Genomic DNA, 18,336 nt, shown 5'->3' on the forward strand with positions numbered 1-18,336 from the left:
TATGACCTTTGCGAATGTGGGAAGCCTCGAAACCAAGCCGGGCCAGCGCGATGCCGTCCTCTCAATCCTGGTCCGGCCCATGCCCGGGCTGAAGGAGGCTGGCTGCCTGCTCTACGAAGTGGGCGTGAACGACGCTGTGCCGGACACCGTGTTTGTTTGTGAGCTGTGGGAATCGCCGGAAGCGCACCGGGCTTCCCTGGGGCTGGAGAGTGTGCAGGCGGCGATTGAGGAAGCCATGCCACTGCTCACCGGTGAAATGGGCGGCAACCAGTTCACGGTGCTGGGTTCCCCGCTTCATTAGGTTTTCGCGCCGGTAGCTGTCAGCGCTTGCAGGGTTCCAACCCAAGGGGCCCTGTGCTGCGCCTGCTCCGGCAAGTAAGCTTCCCGGCATCGACTGGACATGAAGCACAGGGGTAAGGGAGACACATGAAACCGCTGCCTGCACTGGAACTTGTTACCCGCCTGGAAGATGCGGAGTGGCTGGACCCCATTTCCAAAAAGGTCCGGAAAGTGGTGAAGCGGGCCATCCGCCCCAAGTGGGCACGCGACGTCCTGCATGGCGTTCCCATTGGACACCCCGTGCATCCGCTGGCGGTCCAGGTGCCCATGGGTGCGTGGATCTCCGCGGCCGTGCTGGACGCCCTGCCTGGTAACGACAAGGCCTCAGCGCTCCTGATCGGTGTGGGCACCGGAGCCGCCGTGCCCTCCGCGGTGGCTGGCTTTACCGACTGGACGCAACTGCACCCCCAGCAGCAGCGGGTGGGGCTGGTCCATGCCGCAGCCAACATCACGGCCACGGGCCTCTATGCTGCCTCCTTGGTTGCCCGAGCCCGGGGCAGCCGGGGAGGAGGCAAGGTGCTTGCCTACCTCGGCCTGGCCGTTGTGGGTGCGGGCGGGTTCCTGGGCGGCCATCTCACGTACCGGCAGGCGGCGGGCGTGAACCACAGCGAGGAGATCCCGCACCGCTTCCCGAGCGGATGGCAGCCACTGGCGCCGCTGTCCGAGCTGCCCGACGGGAAGCTCCACAAGATTGTTGTGGCCGAGATTCCGCTGCTTGTCTATCGGGAGGGGGATGCCGTCAGCGTATTGTCCGACGTCTGCAGCCACCTCTCCGGGCCACTGCACGAAGGCAAGATCAAGGGCGGCAGGCTTCAGGACAGGGTCAACCAGAATGGCGGCCCTGGTGACGGTGGCGACCCGTGTGTGGTGTGCCCCTGGCACGGAAGCACCTTCTCGCTGCGGACGGGGGAAGTGCAGGCTGGCCCCGCCACCGCGAAGCAGCCACTCTTCAAGACGCGCACCAGCGGCGGCATGGTGGAAGTCTGCCTGCCCGGCGCTGAGTAGACGCTCGTCCGGCATGTGCTTGGGCCGTCTTCCCGGCCCGGGGCTGTTGACCCCCGCGCGCGGCTGCCCGTGTCTGTGGGGCGTTTGATGCCGGCTAAGTCAGTGCCGGGTCCCGGTCTCTTATCCGGTCCCAGTCATTCATGGCGTCCCAGTCACTTAGGGCGTCCCAGTCAGTCGGGGGGTATTGGGGCAGGACGGGCGGCAGGGCGTAGAAGTCTTCCCAGAGGGGGTCGTCCACGGGTATGTCGTCCAGGTCTATGAGGTTGTCATCTTCAGGTTCCTCCTGTGGAGGTTCCAGGTGCAGGAGGTCTCCGGCAGGGCAGGCACACGCGCCGGGCATGGGCGGGTAGGGCAGCATGCCGGGGATTTGCCCGTTGTGGTGCTCCCCCGGTTCCAGCGCCGCCGGCAGGGCGGACAGGACAGATTCCGGCCAGTGGGTTGGCTCCCAGTCCTGATGTTCGCTTTTGTAGTGCCGCCCGGACGGTGAGATCCAGCCGGGTGGTTCATCCTTGGTGGCCGGTGTCGGTTTCCACCCGCTGCTGTGCCGGAGTTTGTGGTGCTTCGGGCAGGGCTGTCCGAGATTGCTGATCCCGGTTGTCCCGCCGTGCTGCCAGGCCAGGAGGTGGTCTGCCTCGTTATCCAAAGAACTGTTGCTGCAGCCGGGGAACGGGCATGTGCCGTCCCGCAGCCGCAGCCAGTTCCGCATCGCTTTGGTAACCCGGTAGCTGGTCCGCCCGATCTCCAACGGTGCCCCGTCCCGCGGATCAACAAGGACCCGGTGGAACGAATCGGCACCGTTCGCGACCAGGTCCCGTGCCATGGACGGCGGGATCGGCCCGAAGCCGTCCAGCATTGCGGGCTCGTCGGTCAGGCCCATGAGGGCGACTACCGGGACCGTGACGAGCACCTGCGCCCGCACCGCAGACGAGTGGGCGGGATTGGTGCCGCTGGTGAGGATGGCTTCGGCGAAGTCGTCGGCCCGGATCTGGGTGAGGGTGCGGGGTTCGTCGGGTCCTTGTGCGGCCCGGGAGAGGGCGGTGAGCCGGTTCCAGCCCGCCATTGCCTGATGGGCGGGGAGGTAGGCCGAGAGCCAGGCCATGCCGTCCTGGTCCGGCCGGTACTCGACCCGCCGGTCCGCAACACCGTTGGCGTGGCGCTTCTCGATCGATTCGGGATGGTGGCGTTCGCGCCAGGTACGGGCCTTGGCCTTGAACCGGTAGGCGGGCATCTCCCCGATCATGGCCGCGGCGGCAGGCCGGACCGTGTCGGGGTCGAGGAAGTGGGCCTCCAGGGCCGCGGCGCCGGCGGCGTCGAGGGTGGCTGCCTCCTCCGCCATCCCCCGGGCATGCGCCCAGGAAATCGAACCGCCCTGCAACGCTGCGAGCGTCCGGGGCAGGGTGGTGGTCAGGGCATGGGAATCGGCCAGCAGGGCACCGGCGGCACGGTCACCGATCACCAGTGCACACCCGACCTCGGCCACCAGGCTCCGGTCCTGCGCCGTGGCCTCATACGGCGAGGACGGCGGACCGTTCAGCACACTCGTGGCGGCCGCGAGAACCTGAACCGCCTGCGCCTTCAACGCCGCCAGCTTCGCCTCAGACCGGGCCAGCCCGGCAAGAACATCCAACGCCCCATCAGCAACCCGCTGCAACGGATCATCATCAATGCTGCCTACGCACCCGCCAGCACCAGCACCAGCACCAGGCTCTGCGGCGCCACGTCCGGAAGCAGCCGTGCCGGAAGCGGCCGTACCGCCGCCCGCGAGCACCGCCGCAAAAGCAGCCACCGAAGCGTCAACCACCGCCTCCGCCTCCACCACCGCCGAATTGCCTTCCATATATCCATCCTGGCAGTGGGGGCTGACATTTAACGGTCAGGCAGCCAAGAGCACTACCCCAGCGGCGTTACCCACTCGCCCCCGCGCAGGACTCCTGCAAGATCCAGGTCCCGGTCGACAATGACGAGGTCAGCCCGCATGCCCGCGGGGAGATCGCCCACGTGCGGCGACAGTCCCAGTACGGAGGCAGGCACGGCCGTCGCCGCGCGGACCGCATCCTGCAGTGGGACACCTGCTGCCACCGCGGACCGGACAACGTCCAGCAAGGTAGCGGTTCCGCCGGCAATTGCCCCAGTGTTGTCCACCCTCGCCACGCCCTGGTTTACCGTGACAGCCAGCGTACCCAGGCGGTACTGGCCATCCTGCAGTCCAGTGGCGGCCATCGAGTCGGTCACCAGTGCAATGTTTTCCGCCCCCACCAGCTCGAACACCATCTTGACCGTCTCAGGGGCCAGATGAACTCCGTCCGCGATCAGCTCCACCACGGCGTTGCCGGCATGGGCCGCGCTGATGCTGGCCGCTACCGGGCCGGGAGAGCGGTGGTGCAAGCTGGGCATCGCATTGAACAGGTGCGTGACGGTTGGGCGTATCCGTCCGGTGGAATTCCCTGCCCCAGCCAGTCCTGTGGCTGCCTGGTCCAGGAAGGAAGCAGCGGTGCGGTGGTCTGCCGCAGTGTGGCCCAGGGAGGGAATGACCCCCCGCGCAGTGAGCATTTCCACCAGGGCCGCAGCGCCAGGGAGCTCGGCCGCCAGCGTCATGGACACCAGCGAGGGTCCGGCGGCCTCAAACAGCTTGGCCACAAGTCCTGCATCCGGCCCACGCAACAGCGCGAGATCATGCGCGCCGCATTGTCCCGAAGCGAGGAAGGGGCCCTCCAGGTGGGAACCAGCGATCAGCCCTTCGTCAGCCAAGTCCCGCAGGACTGTGACGTTCCGGACCAGGTTTTCGGGCGATCCCGTGACCAGGCTTGCCAGCAGTGTGGTGGTTCCACGGCTGTGCAGATAGCTTGCCGCTAACCGGGCACCTTCGGCGGATCCTTCGGAGAAGTCCGATCCCAGCGCCCCATGGCAATGCAGGTCCACCAGCCCGGGCATCAGGATGCGCCCGGCCGCCTCAGGTAAGGCACCTTCAGCCCCGCCTAAGCCCAATACGGGAAATTCCGACGCCGGACCAGCGTAGGTGATCACGCCGCCGTCGATCCCTACTACACCATCGGGGACGTCCATGCTTCCGGTGACGATGCGGCCGCGAAGTATCAAGCCACTGCCCACTGCCACTCCCGCCGTCAGCCGAAAAGAGGAGGCCCGGACGGGCCGCCGCTTCGGATTATGCCACGCAGGCCAGCGACGGTTACGTTCCCGCTGTCGCCATGAGGCAACCAGCTCGGCATCGGAGGCAACAGGCACTCATTGACAGGCTCTTCTCGCGCGCGGCAACTGAGGTTGCCTACAGGGTGGGCGGCCGGATGCCGTTGCGCACCACTGCCGGCGGGCAGGTCCTGCTGGCCTATGCCGGCCCCGAACTGGAGGCGGAGATCCTTGCCCAGCCTGCCCCCACCGAGCGGGGCGCCGGCGAGGTTTCCGCTACTGAACTGCCCGCTGCGCTGGCGGGCGTCAAAAAGTCCGGCGCCGCCGTCGTCCGCCTGACCCAGCCGTCCCGGACGATCTACGTCGCAGCCCTCATCCACGGAGCCGACAGCGGAGCGGTGGCTGCGCTCTCCGTTGTGGTTCCCGGCCCGCCGCCGCACGTGCAATATCCCCGGGGAGCCCCTTGAAAGTTACAGCCCCGTTATGTCCGGCGGCGGCCAAACCCCTTAAGCTAATAAACACTAAGTATGCTTCCTATCTCTAAAGGGGTTGTACCAATGCGAAAAGTACCTGCGCTTGGATTGATGACGGCAGCAATGTTGGCCCTTGCAGGCTGCACGGGCGGTGGCGGTGAAGCTGCGAGCCCCTCGGCCTCGGAAACACCCTCACCAACGGCGGAGGCAAAGGTGTACAGCGAGGACGAGCTCCGCGAGTTGATCTCCGGCATGACGGACGACGACGGCAACGAGCTCATGCTGTACTCCAAGGAGCAGGTGGACCAGGGCGGCAACATCGCCAACCTCCTCCTGAGCACCGCGACCATTGACCCTGAAGACTGCAAGGACATCGCCACCGCGGGACTGCTGGACACCGTGGAGAGCGGCGAGATCGCCGTCGCGCTCTCCGAAGGCGACCAGCCTCGGACGCTGTCTGCACAGTCCGGCAGCGAGGGGCCGGACGCCGTCGAGGTCCTGGATGAGATCAGCGGCAAGATGGACCAGTGCGCCAACTTCTCGGTCCAGGCACTGGGGCAGACTTACGAGGTGACCAGCGAGGAGGTCCAGGCGGACACCGACGCTGAAAAGACCTTCGCCACCCTCAGCTCGCGCAGCGGCGATAACCAGCAGAAGCTGATGCAGGTCTCCGCTGCCGAGGGCACGCTGCTGGTGGTTGCCACCAAGAGCGGCGCTAACCTGGGTGATCCGGACCAGAAGGAACTTGAGGACCTCATTAATGAGGTGCTGGAGAAGGCCGACGGCGGAAGCGCCACGTCCAGCCCGACGTCCACCAGCACATCCGGTTCCACGAGCACGTCGTCGCCGAGCGGGTCGGCCTCGCCGTCCGAGACGGAGAGCGAGCCGGAAGAAACCGGGATGACCTCGCCTTCGCCGACGGCGTCGAGCTAGTTACTGCACGTCTCTGGGAAGGCGGGTGGACCTTGGGTCCACCCGCCTTCCTTGTATTACAGCCTGCGCCCGCTTACGTGGAGGCCGGGTGGCGTCCCTCTACAGGGGCCCGTCCCAGACCGCGCACCACTCCGGCCAGGCGGCGCGCCAACTCCGGACCGGAGACCGAGGCGTCCACTTTCTCGAAGCTCCCGTACTCGGGCAGCTCGCGGTAGGCGCGGGCGAAAGCAGCCAGGTCCTCCAGCGTCTCGGCATCCGTGCCGCGGGCGGCGATGCGCCGATGCGCAACGGCCGGGTCCACGTCCAGGTGCACCACGGCGTCAGCGGCAGGGAGTGCACCGAGCAGCCAGGGAAGCAGACGGCCGCGAGGCAGCCCCTTCGTGGCGCGCAGGGCCAGCTGGCAGTACAGGTGCCGGTCCATCACCACCAGGCCGTCAGCCCGGCTGGCCCGCAGGTGGTTCACCAGCACGTTCCACACCCGGAACGCGGTCTCCAGGGCATCGGCAACGCGGGGCGGCAGCCGGAAGCCCAGCCTGGTGCCCAGGACTGACATGCTGCGCCGGCCCGCGTGGTTGTTCAACAGCGTGGCCGTGCCTCCGTCGGCACGGATGGATGACACCAGGGCCTGGGCGGCCGTGGACTTCCCGGAACCGTCGATTCCGGTCAGGACAATAAGCAAGTGGCCTCCTTCCGCCATGGGGTTTAACGCAGGGTGTGCCGTGGAAGTCCCGGCTGAGTCCCAATTCACAGGTTCACCGCCCATTTCACAGGTCCAGGCCGGCGTTTCATAGTCCGGGCTGCGGGAAAAGCCAGGGCCGGCGCTTCCTGCTGCCGGGCAGCGCCAGCCCGTAGGCTGGAGTGCGGTGCGGGGACAACCCCGGCCGAACGCCGCAGTTCCCGAGCGAAAGGCAGAACCATGACTGCTAGCAATGACGAGCCGCAGAACGCCGCAGACCTTCGGGGGCCGGGTGATCCGGACGAAGCCAAGGAGCCCAAGCAGGCCCCGCAGAGCGGCCAGCATCCGGAACTGCCGGGTGCCAGCAATATCCGCGAGGAGCAGCAGGGCCACGCCGCCGGGACCGTCCCCGCGTCCTACTCCGGCAGCGGCGACCCGTCCCAGAAGGACAAACCGGAGGATGCCCTGGAGGAACCGGGAACCTGGGACGACGAGGTCTGATGCACCAATGATTGCCCGCGTCGACGTGGAACAGGCAGCACGAAGGACCGCCGGCCTCACCCGGCTGACGCCTGTCCTGGAAGGCGACCCCGGAGACTTTCCCGGCCCGGTGTGGTTCAAATGCGAATTTATGCAGCACACGGGAACCTTCAAGGTCCGGGGCGCCCTGAACCGCGTCCTCGCTGCCAGGGAACGCGGTGAGCTGAAACCGGAGGTTGGCGTCGTGGTTGCCTCCGGAGGCAACGCCGGCCTGGCCAATGCCTACGCGGCTGTGCAGGTTGGTGTGCCCGCAACGGTGTTTGTTCCCGCCGCCGCCCCTGCAGTGAAGGTCCGCAAGCTGAAAGCCATCGGAGCGACGGTGGTTCAGGGCGGCGCCGAGTACGCGGACGCATACCAGGCGGCCGTCGGGCATGCCCGGGAAGCCGGCGCCGTCTATTGCCACGCCTATGACCAGCCCGAAATTGCCGCCGGCGCCGGAACCGTGGGACTGGAACTTCTCGACCAGGTGGGCGGGGTGGACACCGTGCTGGTTGCAGTGGGAGGAGGCGGCCTGATGGCAGGAATCGCCGCAGCCGTGGAGGGCAGGGCCAAGGTGGTGGCCGTGGAGCCGGAATCGGCTCCCACGCTGAACGCTGCGCTGGCGGCCGGACAACCGGTGGACGTCCCGGTGGCAGGAATTGCGGCAGACTCCCTTGGTGCCCGCCGCATCGGCGACATCGGCTTCTCCGTGGCGGTCCGCGCCGGCGTCGAAAGCGTCCTGGTGTCCGACGCCGACATCATCGAAGCGCGTAGGAAGCTGTGGGACGGCTACCGGATCGTCGTGGAGCACGGCGCGGCCGCGGCCTATGCCGCGCTTACTTCCGGCGCCTACACGCAGGGCGTGGGCGAACGGCTGGCGGTCATACTGTGCGGGGCGAACACGGACCCGGCCACCCTCAAGTAGCCGGGTCCGCTGGCAGAGTGCCTGTCTGTGGCAGGAATCAGCTGCAGAACTGGCTGTACGTGCTGCCGGCTTCCTCGTAGTCTGCCGTCAGTTCGGCGAGCTTGTCCTCGTCCGGAGTCTCTTTTGCCTGCTCGTCCGTGTATTCGATGATCGACTCAAGCGCACCCTTGAGGTCGTCCGAGGCAACGGCGTGGATGGGCCGGATTTGGTTGGCCAGGCGGTTCATGCCGGTCTTGCCGGCGTTGTTGGCCGGGTTCGACACAACGGACTGGATCCGCTCGCAGGTTTCTGCGGTGGTGAGCTGGTTCGAGGCGGTGCAGGCCGTTGCGGAGACAACGAGGCCGGCGGCGATCAGGGCTGTGGCGAATTTCTTCATGGATCCCTCAGTAGTTGATTGAGGTTTCGATTGTAAGCAGAATCCTGAACAGTACGCCGGTCCCCGGCGCTGCCCCCTTCACTGTGAAGGGGGCGCCGGGCTCTGGCGGGGCTTTCGTGGGGAAGCTTAAAATGGGATCACCATCGTGCGGAGCTGCCGCAGATTGGGCCCCGCGCATCAGCCCAATTCCAGGAGCCTATTATGCGCAAAACAGTACGACGCCGTGCCGTTGGTGGATTTATCGCACTTCTGGCCTTACTGCTGCCCACGGCAGTGCCGGCAGGCGCATCCACTCCTTCCAAAGACGATGTCATAGTCCTCCGCGGGGCCACTTCCGCCGAAGGCATTGCGGCGGGCGGGGGAACAACCTTCTACGCCGGCGAACTGCTTACTGGCGATATCTTCCGCGGCGACATCCATGATGGAAAGGCCAAGCGCTTTATCGACGTGCCCGAAGGCCGGATGGCTGTCGGCATGAAGGCGGATACCCGCAACGACCTGCTGTTTGTGGCAGGCGGTAGCACTGGCAAGGCGTACGTCTACAACACTGACACCCGCAAGCAGGTCAAGGAGTATGACCTGGCTCCCGGCTTCATTAATGACGTCACACTCAGCAGCGACGGCGCCTGGTTTACCAATTCGGCCACTCCCGAGCTCTATTTCGTCCCTGTGAGCCGGCGGGGCGAGCTGGGGGGAGCAGCGGATGTAGAGACGCTGAAAGTGGGCGGTGAGGCGGGCACACCCCTGCAACCCGGCCAGTTCGGGTTCAACGGCATCGCAGCAGCCGACGAGGACGACGTCCTGATTGTGGCCCACACACAAAACCAGGCCCTCTATGCCGTGGATCCGGACTCGGGAAAGAGCAGCAGGATCAAGGGGCCGAACCTGGAGTTCGTCGATGGCATCCTGGTCAAGGACCGAACTGTATGGGCGGTCCAGAACATGGCTAACCAGGTCAGCCGCCTCAAACTCTCCGAGAACTTCTCTTCCTTCAGGGTTAGGGACGTCATCACCAGCAAGCACTTCAATATCCCGACGACGGTGGCCAGGTTCGGAGACACGCTCGCCGCGGTCAACGCCAAGTTCGGACAGCAGCCACCGCCAACCCAGTATGAAGCAGTCCTGGTCCCGGCCTGGGACTAGGACTGGGGCGCCGGTTGTTGTGCGTCACTGGTGGAGGTTTTGCCCGCCAGGACGCTGCCGCTCCTGCAGGCGGCTGCGGGCCGGCCCCGCGGCAACGCCGGCACGAACTGAACGCAACGGAACAATATCTCCCATTTAGCCCCGTCAAACCCTTGACCAGACTTGTAAAGCGCTGATAGAAGTTAAGGGCAGAAAACGGTTTCCGCCGCATCCCAAACCCACCCTTCCTTCGTGACGGGCGGCCTTTCGGGTCGGGATGAAACGTTCCAAACTGTCGTGCGGCAGACTCAGCTGCCGCCGCATCAAAGGAGATGTTCTTTTGGCTTATCCCTCGAAATGTTCCCCCACGCCCCGTCCAGGTTTGCGGTCCGGCCGTGGCTGGAAGGCCGCTCCGCTGGCAGCGGCTGCTTCCCTCACCGCCGCTGCGCTGGCGTTCACCGGCGTACCGCTCGCGCAGGCCAACCCCAGCACCGCACCCGGGCAGTCCGGTAAGGCAGAGTTGAAGCGCCAGGTGGAGAACCTGGACCGGGCACCTGTCGCAGTGCTTACGGACCAGGGCGTCACGCTGGGCTGGCGCATGCTGGGCCTGGACCAGGACAGCGTGGGCTTCCACGTGATCCGCGACGGCGTCCAGCTCACCGAAGAGCCCATCCGCAACACCACCACATTCGTTGACCCGTCCGGAACCGCGGCCTCCACGTACGTCATCAAGACCGTGGGAAACGGCAACGGGCAGGACAAGCTCAGCGCGGAATTCACCCCGCTGGCCCAGAACTACTTGTCCATTAAGCTGGACAAGCCCGCCGACGGCGTCAGCAAGGATGGGAAGCCGTACACCTACTCGGCCAACGATTCCAGCGTTGCGGACCTCGACGGAGATGGCAGCTACGAAATCATCCAGCTCTGGAACCCCTCCAATGCGCAGGACAACTCCAGGTCCGGATTTACCGGCAACGTCTACGTGGACGCCTACAAGATGGATGGCACCAAGCTGTGGCGCATCGACCTGGGCCACAACATCCGCGCCGGCGCCCACTACACCCAGCTCCTGGCGTATGACTTCGACGGTGATGGCAAGGCCGAAGTGTCCATGAAGACGGCGGACGGCACCAGGGACGGGGCCGGAACCGTGATCGGCGACCCCACAGCGGACTACCGCAACAGCGCCGGTTATGTCCTGTCCGGTCCGGAGTTCCTCACAGTGTTCAACGGAGCAACCGGCACCATCATGGATACGGTGGCCTACGATCCGCCGCGCGGCAACGTCTCCGCCTGGGGCGACGGGTACGGCAACCGCGTGGACCGTTTCCTGGCCGGCGTCGCCTACCTCGACGGCGAAAAGCCGTCCATGATGTTCAGCCGCGGCTACTACACCCGCACCGTGCTGGTCACCTATGACCTGGTGGACGGCAAGCTGGTGAAGCGCTGGACCTTCGACTCGGACATTGCCGGCGCCGAATACAAGGGCCAGGGCAACCACAATCTCTCGGTCGCTGACGTGGACCAGGACGGCAAGGACGAATTTGTCTTCGGCTCCATGACTATCGACGACGACGGCTCGGTCCTCTACAACACCAAGCTGGGCCACGGCGATGCGATGCACACCAGCGATTTTGACCCCTCCCGCCCCGGGCTGGAGGTCTTCGCCGTCCACGAGAGCATGAGCCAAAGCGGCAACCGTGGCGCCACCTTCCGCGACGCCGCCACCGGTGAGGTGCTCTGGAGCATCCCCGCCATCCGGGACACCGGCCGCGGTGCCGCCGGCGACATCGATCCCCGCTACGCCGGCGCTGAGGGCTGGGCGGTAGGCGGCGACGCCTCCTGGAACTCCCCGCGGGGCCAGCTGATGTCCGCCAAGGGCGAGCTGATTGCCGAGAGCATCCCCGCCGCCAACTTCCTGGCATGGTGGGACGGCGACCTGCTCCGCGAGATCGTCGACCACGACTTCGACGCAGCCGCCGGCGTGGGCGTGCCCACGATCTCGAAGTGGAACTGGGAAACGGAGTCCAGCGACAGGCTCCTCACTATCACCGGCGCACGCACCAACAACCACACCAAGGGCAACCCGTCCCTGCAGGCTGACCTGCTGGGTGACTGGCGCGAGGAACTTGCCTTCCCGTCGTCGGACAGCACCGAGCTGCGGATCTACACCAGCACCTCGCCCACCGAGGTCCGGCTCCGCACCCTGATGCACGACACCGTCTACCGCACCGCAGTGGCCCGCGAGAACGTGGCCTACAACCAGCCGCCGCACCCGAGCTTCTTCATCGGCGAGGGCATGGAAACCCCGGCCGCGCCGTCGGTGGCCTACGCAGGCACCGGCAAGTAAGACGGCACATACGAACGGTTCTGCCCCGCACAAAAGCGCCGCCCGCCTCTGCAATGAGGCGGGCGGCGCTTTTTGTTGCGCTCTGGCTGGACCCGGTTAGTGCGTTCCGAGGTTTCCGCCGATGGGCGGCAGGCCGCCATCTCGACGGCGGTCGTCGCCCTCGCGCTCGGCCGCGCTCAGGTTCTCGCCCTCGGCCGTCTCGTCCGACTCGCCGCTCGTGTCCACCAGGCCATTGGTCTGGTCGAACTGGTGTCCGATCCTGTCATCGCCCAAATCGGCGACCGAACCGGTGGAGCCGGCTGCCGCCGTCGTACCTGTAGTGGTATCGGTGGTGGTTGTGTCGGTAGGAATCGGTGTGACGGTGACCGGCTCTCCCGGAGTCGCTGGAGTTACCGTTTCGTCGGCAACCGCAGTTGTCTCCTTGTTGCCGCCTGCTGCCATGGCCGCTGCTGCGCCGGCTACTGCGGCAACGCCCAGGCCCGCGGCAACCTTGCCGGAGACGCCTGCCTTGCCGGAATCGCCCCGGGATCCGGCAGCATCCTCCACGCCCGGCGTGCCCGCCGGTGCGCCCGTGCTCACGCGGCCGCGCCAGGCGCCGCTGGCGTAACCCTCATCCTCGATGAATTCCTTGAACCGCTGCAGGTCAGCCTCGGCCTGGCGGTCAACCACGTTGAGCTTGTCGCCCACCTTTTCGATGATTCCTTCGGGCTCGTACTCCAGCGTCAGCCGAAGGGAAGTCTGCCCGCCACCTACGTCCTCGAACTCAACCGCGCCGGCGTTCGTGGCGCCGTCTGTAGCTGCCCAGGCGACCTTCCGGTCCGGGACCTGCTCAAGGATCTTCGCTTCCCACTGCCGGCGGATGCCGCCGATCTCAGCCACCCACTCCAGCCTGTCATCGCTGAGCTGGGTCACGCTCTTGACGCCGCCCATGAAGTGCGGGAACTCCTCGAACTGCGTCCACTGGTTGTAAGCCGTGCTTACCGGTACGTTCACCAGAATGCGTTTTTCCACCTTCGTGCTCATAACGTCTCCTTCGCTTTGTTACCGGAAGCCGATGGTTCAGTAAAAATCATCAGCATGCTTACCAATGTACCTGCTGGGCACGCCGGATTCCAGAGCGTGGCTTCCACGTCCCGTCCGGCGGCGGGGAATCAGCGCTGGCCCAGGCTGCCGCCCACCACCCCAACTGGGTAGCAGCAGATGCTGTTTTGAGGGCCCATAGCAGCATCTGCTGCTACCCAGTTGGGATGGGCGGAGGAACGGACGACGGCGGCACCTGGCTGGTGTAGTCACCGCCGGGTACCGCCGTCACAGGTGCGTAGTGCTACCGCAGGTGGTTGCCGATCAGCGCAAGGTTCTGGATCACGGCGAGCCCGAACTGGGAGGCGTCGTTGGTGGATACGGTGGGTGCCTCATCCACCGGCAGCAGCACGTGCGGCGGCTCGATCGTCCGCAGCGTGAAGGCCGACTCGTGGTTGAGGTGTTCCCCGCCCTCGGCGAAGCTCGTCCAGGCGCGGGCGGCCAGGTCCGGATCATTAAGCCGGGCAGCCGCGTAGGCGGTGAGCCGGCTGTGCGCCTGGGTGAGGTAGATGCCCTCCAGTGGCTGTCCCACGGCCGCCACCTGTTCCTCCTTGGTGGCCAGGAAGAGCCGGCAGTACTGCAGCCAGGCGCGCTCGAAGTCCGGGTCCGGAACCAGGTCCACCAGCTCGCTGCAGATCTCCACCAGTCCGAACACGGCGCTCAGGTGGGACACCTGGAGAAGCTCCCGGCCGGTGTCGAACCGCCCCTTGTCCAGGTCGTAGAGCGCCTCGCCGGTGAGGAAGCCGTACTTGAAGGCGCCGATGTCCGCCATGGTGCCCAGGAGCCGGTCGCGTGAGCGGGGGTTGCCGGTGCGCTCCCAGTCGGTGAGCCAGGTGGCGGCGAGCGAGCCCCAGTCCGTTCCCAGGCCCACGCCCAGGGCTCCCCGGTTGGGCCGGTAGGTGTCGGCGTCGGGGCGGACCTTGCGCACTGGGTCCAGTCCCAGGAAATTCTGGTCGCTGTCCACCAGCTCGGTCAGCAGGTCCCCGGTCCGTTCATCCGCCGTCAGGTAGTAGTAGAACCGGCGGTAGGCGGGTGTGCTGATGCGGAGCTGCTTGGCGCTGCAGCCCCAGTGCTGGACGTTGTGCCGCGAACCGAGGCCGCGCCACGGGCCCAGGTGGTAGACGTCCACCTCGCCGGTGTGCCGGGTCATGGCCTCCGCAAACCGGAAGATGTCCGCCCGCCCGGAGCGCAGGTAGGAGTACCAGAGCCAGAGATCGGGGGAGAGCTCGGAGTTGTCCCACGCATAACCGCCTACGTCGTACCGCCACACGTGCCGGTCGTGGTCATAGGTGTGCATCACGTCGCCGTAGTTCCAGAACCCGTACCAGCGCCGCTGCTCCACCTGGCCGGCATAGAAGTCGAAGAGGAAGTCCAGATGGTCCTCCAGCTCGGCGCGTGCGGGGGTGCTGCGGTCCACCGGGTCCCAATCGCCGAATACGCCCACGGAGTGCAGGTGCTCCGGGGTGGCCTGCAGCAGGGCGGGGGCGGAGGCGGCTGCGGCGTCGGCCGCAAGGCTCTCCGTTGCCGGCGTTCCGTCGTAGGCAAATAGGGTCAACTCATGGGTGCGGGCAATGCCGTGCGCGTTTCCGAAGCCGGGCTCGTAGTCCTCATAGGTGATTTCGAGGCCCTCAAGCTGTTCCTCGAACGTGTCCTGGCCCAGGCCGTCGTGGTAGAACCGCAGGTCCATGGGCTGGGCTTCAGGGGAATACAGCCACGCCGTCAGGGTGGCGTGGTCCGCAGCGGCGTCGCGGATATCCAGCTGGCCGGGGTGGGACTGCCAGAAGTCCTTGACGCCCACGCCGAAGCCGCCATGGGTGTCAGTCAGGGAGCAGAAGCCGGCAGACCTGGTGCCGCCGGAAATCCCCACCCACGCCCGGCCTGACGTAGTCCGCTTGCGCAGTTCAAAGCCGTCGGCGCTGAGCTGGCTGAGCGTGTAGTCGTTCCAGGCCGGAATCAGGTGCAGCCGTTCGGACACCTCCGGGTTCCAGCCGGCCAAGGGTGGCGTGGCGCGGCCGTCCACCTGGGCCAGGCGGACGTCCTCCCCGGGGTCCCGGCGCAGGCCGGTGAGGCCGCGGACCGCCTCGGTGAGGAAGCCGCCGTCGGCCCCTGCTATCCGGACGTGCCTGTTGTGCAGCTCTGCCTGCAGCGGGACCGTGAAGCGCACGCCGAGCCCGGCCAGGAAGTCCCGGTCCGCGTCGCCGTCCCAGATGAAGGAGTGCACCATGCGGACGCTGCGGGCGTTGGCGTGGAAATAGAACCTGACCACGAAGGGCAGCCAGCTTTCCTTGCCGCTGTCCCTGCTGATTCCACTGTCCCGAACGTCCGGCCGGTGCTGACCCTCCAGCCGCACCACGGCCCGCACGGGTCCGCTCTGTTCAAGCACGACGGCGGTGACCTCGCCGGTGAAGGCGTCCCGGCTGAAGGTTCCGGCGCCGTCCCCGCCCTGGTCATCAGCGAGGCCGTCCTGCAGGAGGCTCACCAGGCGGGCGTCCCGGGCCACTTCGACGCCCCCGCGCGTGAGACTCCTGAAGAGGGTGGAGCCGCCGCGCTCGATCACCATCTGCAGGGTTCCGGTGTCCACCGTGAGGACCGTGCCGGTTTCGGTGACAGTGACGCTGGTACCGCCCGACGGCGGCTGGCTGGCTTCGCGGGGTGCCGCGGCGCCGTCGGACGCCACGCGGTAAAAGTCCGACGGCGAGCTGGTGGCGGGGAGTGCCATGCCCACCCATTTGAGGGAGCCGTCCGGCCAGGTGGCCAGGGGCCAGGCCTGGGAGGCGACGGTGCTGCCGCCGGCATCCGTGACGGAGAGGGCCTCCGCCCCCGCTACGGAACCGCGGGCGAAAGGCATGCCCCACGTGGTCCCGCCGCTGGATTCCGAAGGTGCCTGGCCGTCGATCCACCTGATGAGGGTGCTGTCCGTCATGTCATCCAATTCTGTTATTTCGCGTCCGCTAGGCGCAGCTGGCCCCGTCAGCAGGCGTGGTCCAGCTCACCGGAAAGCGGTTTCTGATTCGTTTCAAAATATGCGAGCCAGGGCAGGACCGCAAGGGGTGGCCGGGATTCGGAAGGTCTCCGGCGGGTCCTCAACACGCTGCACCCTCTGGCCGTGCCCTGGCTTCTGTGCTGGACTGATGGGTGCAGTGGGCACCACCCGCCCGCCCCGGCTGGGGCGGCACGCATTCCGGAAACATGGCCTGCCGGCGCGGACCGGCTATTGGAAGGAAGACTCATGGCACCGTACAAAATCGGCTACTTCGTGGGGAGCCTGGCAACCGGCTCCATTAACAGGGTCCTGGCCAAGGCGTTGATCAAACTTGCTCCCGAGGACCTCGAGTTCACGGAGATCCCCATCAAGGACCTCCCCCTGTACAGCTACGACTACGACGCCGACTTCCCGCCGGAAGGCCGCGCCCTCAAGGAGGCCATCGAGGCGTCGGACGGCATCCTGTTCGTGTCCCCTGAATACAACCGCTCCATTCCCGGGGCCCTCAAGAACGCCATCGACTGGGGCTCGCGGCCCTGGGGAAGCAACTCCTTTGCCCGCAAGCCCACCGGCATCATCGGCGCTTCCGTGGGAAGTATCGGTACGGCGGTGATGCAGTCGTCCATGCGCAGCGTCCTGAGCTTCCTGGACGCGCCGCAGCTCAACGCACCGGAGGCTTACATCCACTTCGATGCCGCCGTGTTTGGCGACGACGGCGAGGTCAAGAATGAGGGGACTGCCAAGTTCCTGCGCCACTACATGGAGGAGTACTGCGCCTTCGTCCAGCGGGTCCTGGCGGCTAACGCACCCGGCCACATCGGCGACCTTGAGCCCGATACGGCCAAACTGACCCGTTAGGGTTTTCCGGAGGCCCGCCGTCCCAGCAACGGCGGGCATCCGAGCCTTAGTCCAGCGGCAGGGTTACCGTCACGCTGGTGCCCTGCCCGGGGGCGGAGCGGATGTCCACTATGCCGCCGGCTTCATGGACGGCTACTGACATGAGCCGGAGGCCGTAGCCGTGGTGGCGCCCGCAGGTGGCGGCTTCACTGTCAAAGCCCGTGCCGTCGTCGGCCACTACCAGGCGGATGCCGTGGTCCACGGCGGCGAGCTGGACGGTCAGGTGAGCCGCCCCGGAGTGCTTGTAAACGTTCGTCAGTGCCTCGCGTGCCGACTGGTAGAGAAGGGACGCGCAGTCCTTCGGTATCTCGATGCCCCAGTGCGGGGTGTCCCAGCGGACACTGGTTCCCCGGTGGCGGAGCGGGGCCGTGAGCCGGTCGATGCAGCCCGCCAGGCCCAACGCGTAGAAGTCGAGCGGATGCTGGTCGGTGAGCACGCCGTCCACCGCGGTGACTTCCCCGTCCAATGCTGTTCTGTTTCCCATTGTCTCCTGCTCCCCACAAGCTGGTTGGTCCATGACTTCAGCGTGGACCCGCAACTTCAGGGCACGGCAAGGTTTGCCGCAAGATCCGGTCAATTCCTGGCGCCGCGCGGAGTTCCACTACTCTGGCTGTTTAGCGCTCACCGGCTCCGGGCAGGCAGGGGCCCGGGTTCAGGTCGGTTGGCTTCCGCTGGGGAGCCGGGAAGCGGTGCATATGCCGTTGTGGTTGCAGGCCCTAATGTGGGGAACCGTGGCAGGAGCTGCCCTGGTCCTCGGCGCGGCAATGTCATGGCGCTGGAACCTGCCGAGCAAGCTGGTTTCCTCGATCATGTCCTTCGGCGCAGGTGTGCTGATCTCCGCCCTGGCTTTCGAGCTGGTGGGGGAGGCCGTGGAGGGCGGCGGCCTGTGGCCCACCGTGGCCGGGTTCCTGGCTGGCGCGGTGGTGTACGTCACTGCCAACATGATGCTGTCCCGGGCCGGTGCCAAGCACCGCAAACGTTCCGGCAACCAGCAGCCTTCTGAATCCGACAGCCCGGGCAGCGGCAGTGCCATTGCCGTGGGCGCGCTGCTGGACGGCGTGCCGGAGTCCGTGGTCCTTGGCGTGGGACTGCTGGCCGGTGGGGCCGTCAGTCCGGCGATGATGGCCGCCGTCTTCATCTCCAACGTCCCCGAGGGTCTCTCCGGAACCGCCGGCATGAAGAAAGCCGGCAGGAGTGCCCGCTATGTTTTTGGTTTGTGGGGCGGCATCGCGCTGCTCTGCGGGGTGGCCTCGCTGATCGGGTACGTGGTGCTGGAGAATGCTCCGGGCAGCGTGGTGGCCTTCATAACCGCCATCGCGGCCGGAGGAATCCTGGCCATGCTGGCGGACACCATGATTCCGGAGGCCTTCGAGGAGCACCACAACCTCACGGGCTTGACGGCCTCCGTCGGGTTTCTGGCCGCCTTCACCATCCATCACCTCGGGGGATAGCGCGACGGCGAAATTAGTGTCACCGCGGAAGGAGAAAGGACGTCCCATCTCCTGTACACTTGT

General features: G+C 66.5%; 17 protein-coding genes. 10 read left to right on the forward strand and 7 right to left on the reverse strand.

The window, feature by feature from the left end; genetic code table 11:
- Position 1 precedes the first annotated feature (1 nt).
- Positions 2-301 carry a putative quinol monooxygenase gene (locus tag IEX43_RS15340; protein WP_188812321.1) on the forward strand — a complete coding sequence of 100 codons (300 nt, stop codon included), beginning with the start codon at positions 2-4 and terminating at the stop codon, positions 299-301.
- A 125-nt stretch (positions 302-426) separates the two neighbouring features.
- Positions 427-1,344: a Rieske (2Fe-2S) protein gene (locus IEX43_RS15345; RefSeq protein ID WP_188812323.1), complete on the forward strand. Its 918-nt coding sequence runs from the start codon at positions 427-429 to the stop codon at positions 1,342-1,344.
- Positions 1,345-1,438: 94 nt separating this feature from the next.
- Here the strand turns inward: IEX43_RS15345 and IEX43_RS15350 are convergent, their stop codons facing one another.
- Together IEX43_RS15350 and IEX43_RS15355 are read right to left on the reverse strand one after the other, a co-directional pair.
- Positions 1,439-3,181 (reverse strand): HNH endonuclease signature motif containing protein, encoded by a 1,743-nt coding sequence (locus tag IEX43_RS15350; RefSeq protein ID WP_188812324.1) that lies wholly within the window; start codon positions 3,179-3,181, stop codon positions 1,439-1,441.
- 53 nt (positions 3,182-3,234) lie between these two features.
- Complete coding sequence (locus IEX43_RS15355) at positions 3,235-4,452, reverse strand: N-acetylglucosamine-6-phosphate deacetylase (protein WP_188812326.1); 1,218 nt, start codon at positions 4,450-4,452, stop codon at positions 3,235-3,237.
- Between the two features lie 98 nt (positions 4,453-4,550).
- On the opposite strand from IEX43_RS15355, the gene IEX43_RS15360 reads away from it, so the two are divergent.
- Both IEX43_RS15360 and IEX43_RS15365 read left to right on the forward strand, forming a co-directional pair.
- The gene (locus IEX43_RS15360; protein WP_188812328.1) at positions 4,551-4,955 is read left to right on the forward strand and encodes an IclR family transcriptional regulator domain-containing protein; all 405 of its coding nucleotides are present in this window, start codon (positions 4,551-4,553) and stop codon (positions 4,953-4,955) included.
- Between the two features lie 117 nt (positions 4,956-5,072).
- Entirely contained in the window at positions 5,073-5,894 is an 822-nt protein-coding gene (locus tag IEX43_RS15365; RefSeq protein ID WP_229666491.1) for a hypothetical protein, read from the forward strand.
- 73 nt (positions 5,895-5,967) lie between these two features.
- On the opposite strand, the gene IEX43_RS15370 is transcribed toward IEX43_RS15365, so the two are convergent.
- On the reverse strand, positions 5,968-6,573 hold the full coding sequence (locus IEX43_RS15370; RefSeq protein ID WP_188812330.1) for an AAA family ATPase: 606 nt from the start codon (positions 6,571-6,573) through the stop codon (positions 5,968-5,970).
- Positions 6,574-6,810: 237 nt separating this feature from the next.
- Between IEX43_RS15370 and IEX43_RS15375 the strand changes: the two genes are divergently transcribed.
- Positions 6,811-7,071 (forward strand): hypothetical protein, encoded by a 261-nt coding sequence (locus tag IEX43_RS15375; protein WP_188812332.1) that lies wholly within the window; start codon positions 6,811-6,813, stop codon positions 7,069-7,071.
- Positions 7,072-7,078: 7 nt separating this feature from the next.
- Positions 7,079-8,014: a threonine/serine dehydratase gene (locus IEX43_RS15380; protein ID WP_188812334.1), complete on the forward strand. Its 936-nt coding sequence runs from the start codon at positions 7,079-7,081 to the stop codon at positions 8,012-8,014.
- Between the two features lie 37 nt (positions 8,015-8,051).
- Here the strand turns inward: IEX43_RS15380 and IEX43_RS15385 are convergent, their stop codons facing one another.
- Positions 8,052-8,390 carry a hypothetical protein gene (locus tag IEX43_RS15385; RefSeq protein ID WP_174175080.1) on the reverse strand — a complete coding sequence of 113 codons (339 nt, stop codon included), beginning with the start codon at positions 8,388-8,390 and terminating at the stop codon, positions 8,052-8,054.
- Between the two features lie 201 nt (positions 8,391-8,591).
- Here IEX43_RS15385 and IEX43_RS15390 point away from each other — a divergent pair, with 201 nt between their 5' ends.
- On the forward strand, positions 8,592-9,533 hold the full coding sequence (locus IEX43_RS15390; protein WP_188812336.1) for a hypothetical protein: 942 nt from the start codon (positions 8,592-8,594) through the stop codon (positions 9,531-9,533).
- 319 nt (positions 9,534-9,852) lie between these two features.
- Positions 9,853-11,862 carry a rhamnogalacturonan lyase gene (locus IEX43_RS15395; RefSeq protein ID WP_188812339.1) on the forward strand — a complete coding sequence of 670 codons (2,010 nt, stop codon included), beginning with the start codon at positions 9,853-9,855 and terminating at the stop codon, positions 11,860-11,862.
- Positions 11,863-11,958: 96 nt separating this feature from the next.
- Here the strand turns inward: IEX43_RS15395 and IEX43_RS15400 are convergent, their stop codons facing one another.
- A complete protein-coding gene (locus IEX43_RS15400; protein WP_188812341.1) occupies positions 11,959-12,885 on the reverse strand; it encodes an SRPBCC family protein in 927 nt (308 codons plus the stop codon).
- Positions 12,886-13,186: 301 nt separating this feature from the next.
- Positions 13,187-15,865 carry an exo-rhamnogalacturonan lyase family protein gene (locus IEX43_RS15405; RefSeq protein WP_188812343.1) on the reverse strand — a complete coding sequence of 893 codons (2,679 nt, stop codon included), beginning with the start codon at positions 15,863-15,865 and terminating at the stop codon, positions 13,187-13,189.
- Between the two features lie 306 nt (positions 15,866-16,171).
- Between IEX43_RS15405 and IEX43_RS15410 the strand changes: the two genes are divergently transcribed.
- Complete coding sequence (locus tag IEX43_RS15410) at positions 16,172-16,783, forward strand: NADPH-dependent FMN reductase (RefSeq protein ID WP_188812345.1); 612 nt, start codon at positions 16,172-16,174, stop codon at positions 16,781-16,783.
- A gap of 46 nt (positions 16,784-16,829) precedes the next feature.
- Here the strand turns inward: IEX43_RS15410 and IEX43_RS15415 are convergent, their stop codons facing one another.
- Positions 16,830-17,306: a sensor histidine kinase gene (locus IEX43_RS15415; protein ID WP_188812347.1), complete on the reverse strand. Its 477-nt coding sequence runs from the start codon at positions 17,304-17,306 to the stop codon at positions 16,830-16,832.
- A gap of 211 nt (positions 17,307-17,517) precedes the next feature.
- On the opposite strand from IEX43_RS15415, the gene IEX43_RS15420 reads away from it, so the two are divergent.
- On the forward strand, positions 17,518-18,273 hold the full coding sequence (locus IEX43_RS15420; protein WP_188812349.1) for a ZIP family metal transporter: 756 nt from the start codon (positions 17,518-17,520) through the stop codon (positions 18,271-18,273).
- The last annotated feature ends 63 nt before the right edge of the window (positions 18,274-18,336 follow it).

The sequence above is a fragment of the Pseudarthrobacter polychromogenes genome (genome assembly GCF_014644495.1).
GTDB lineage: Bacteria > Actinomycetota > Actinomycetes > Actinomycetales > Micrococcaceae > Arthrobacter > Arthrobacter polychromogenes.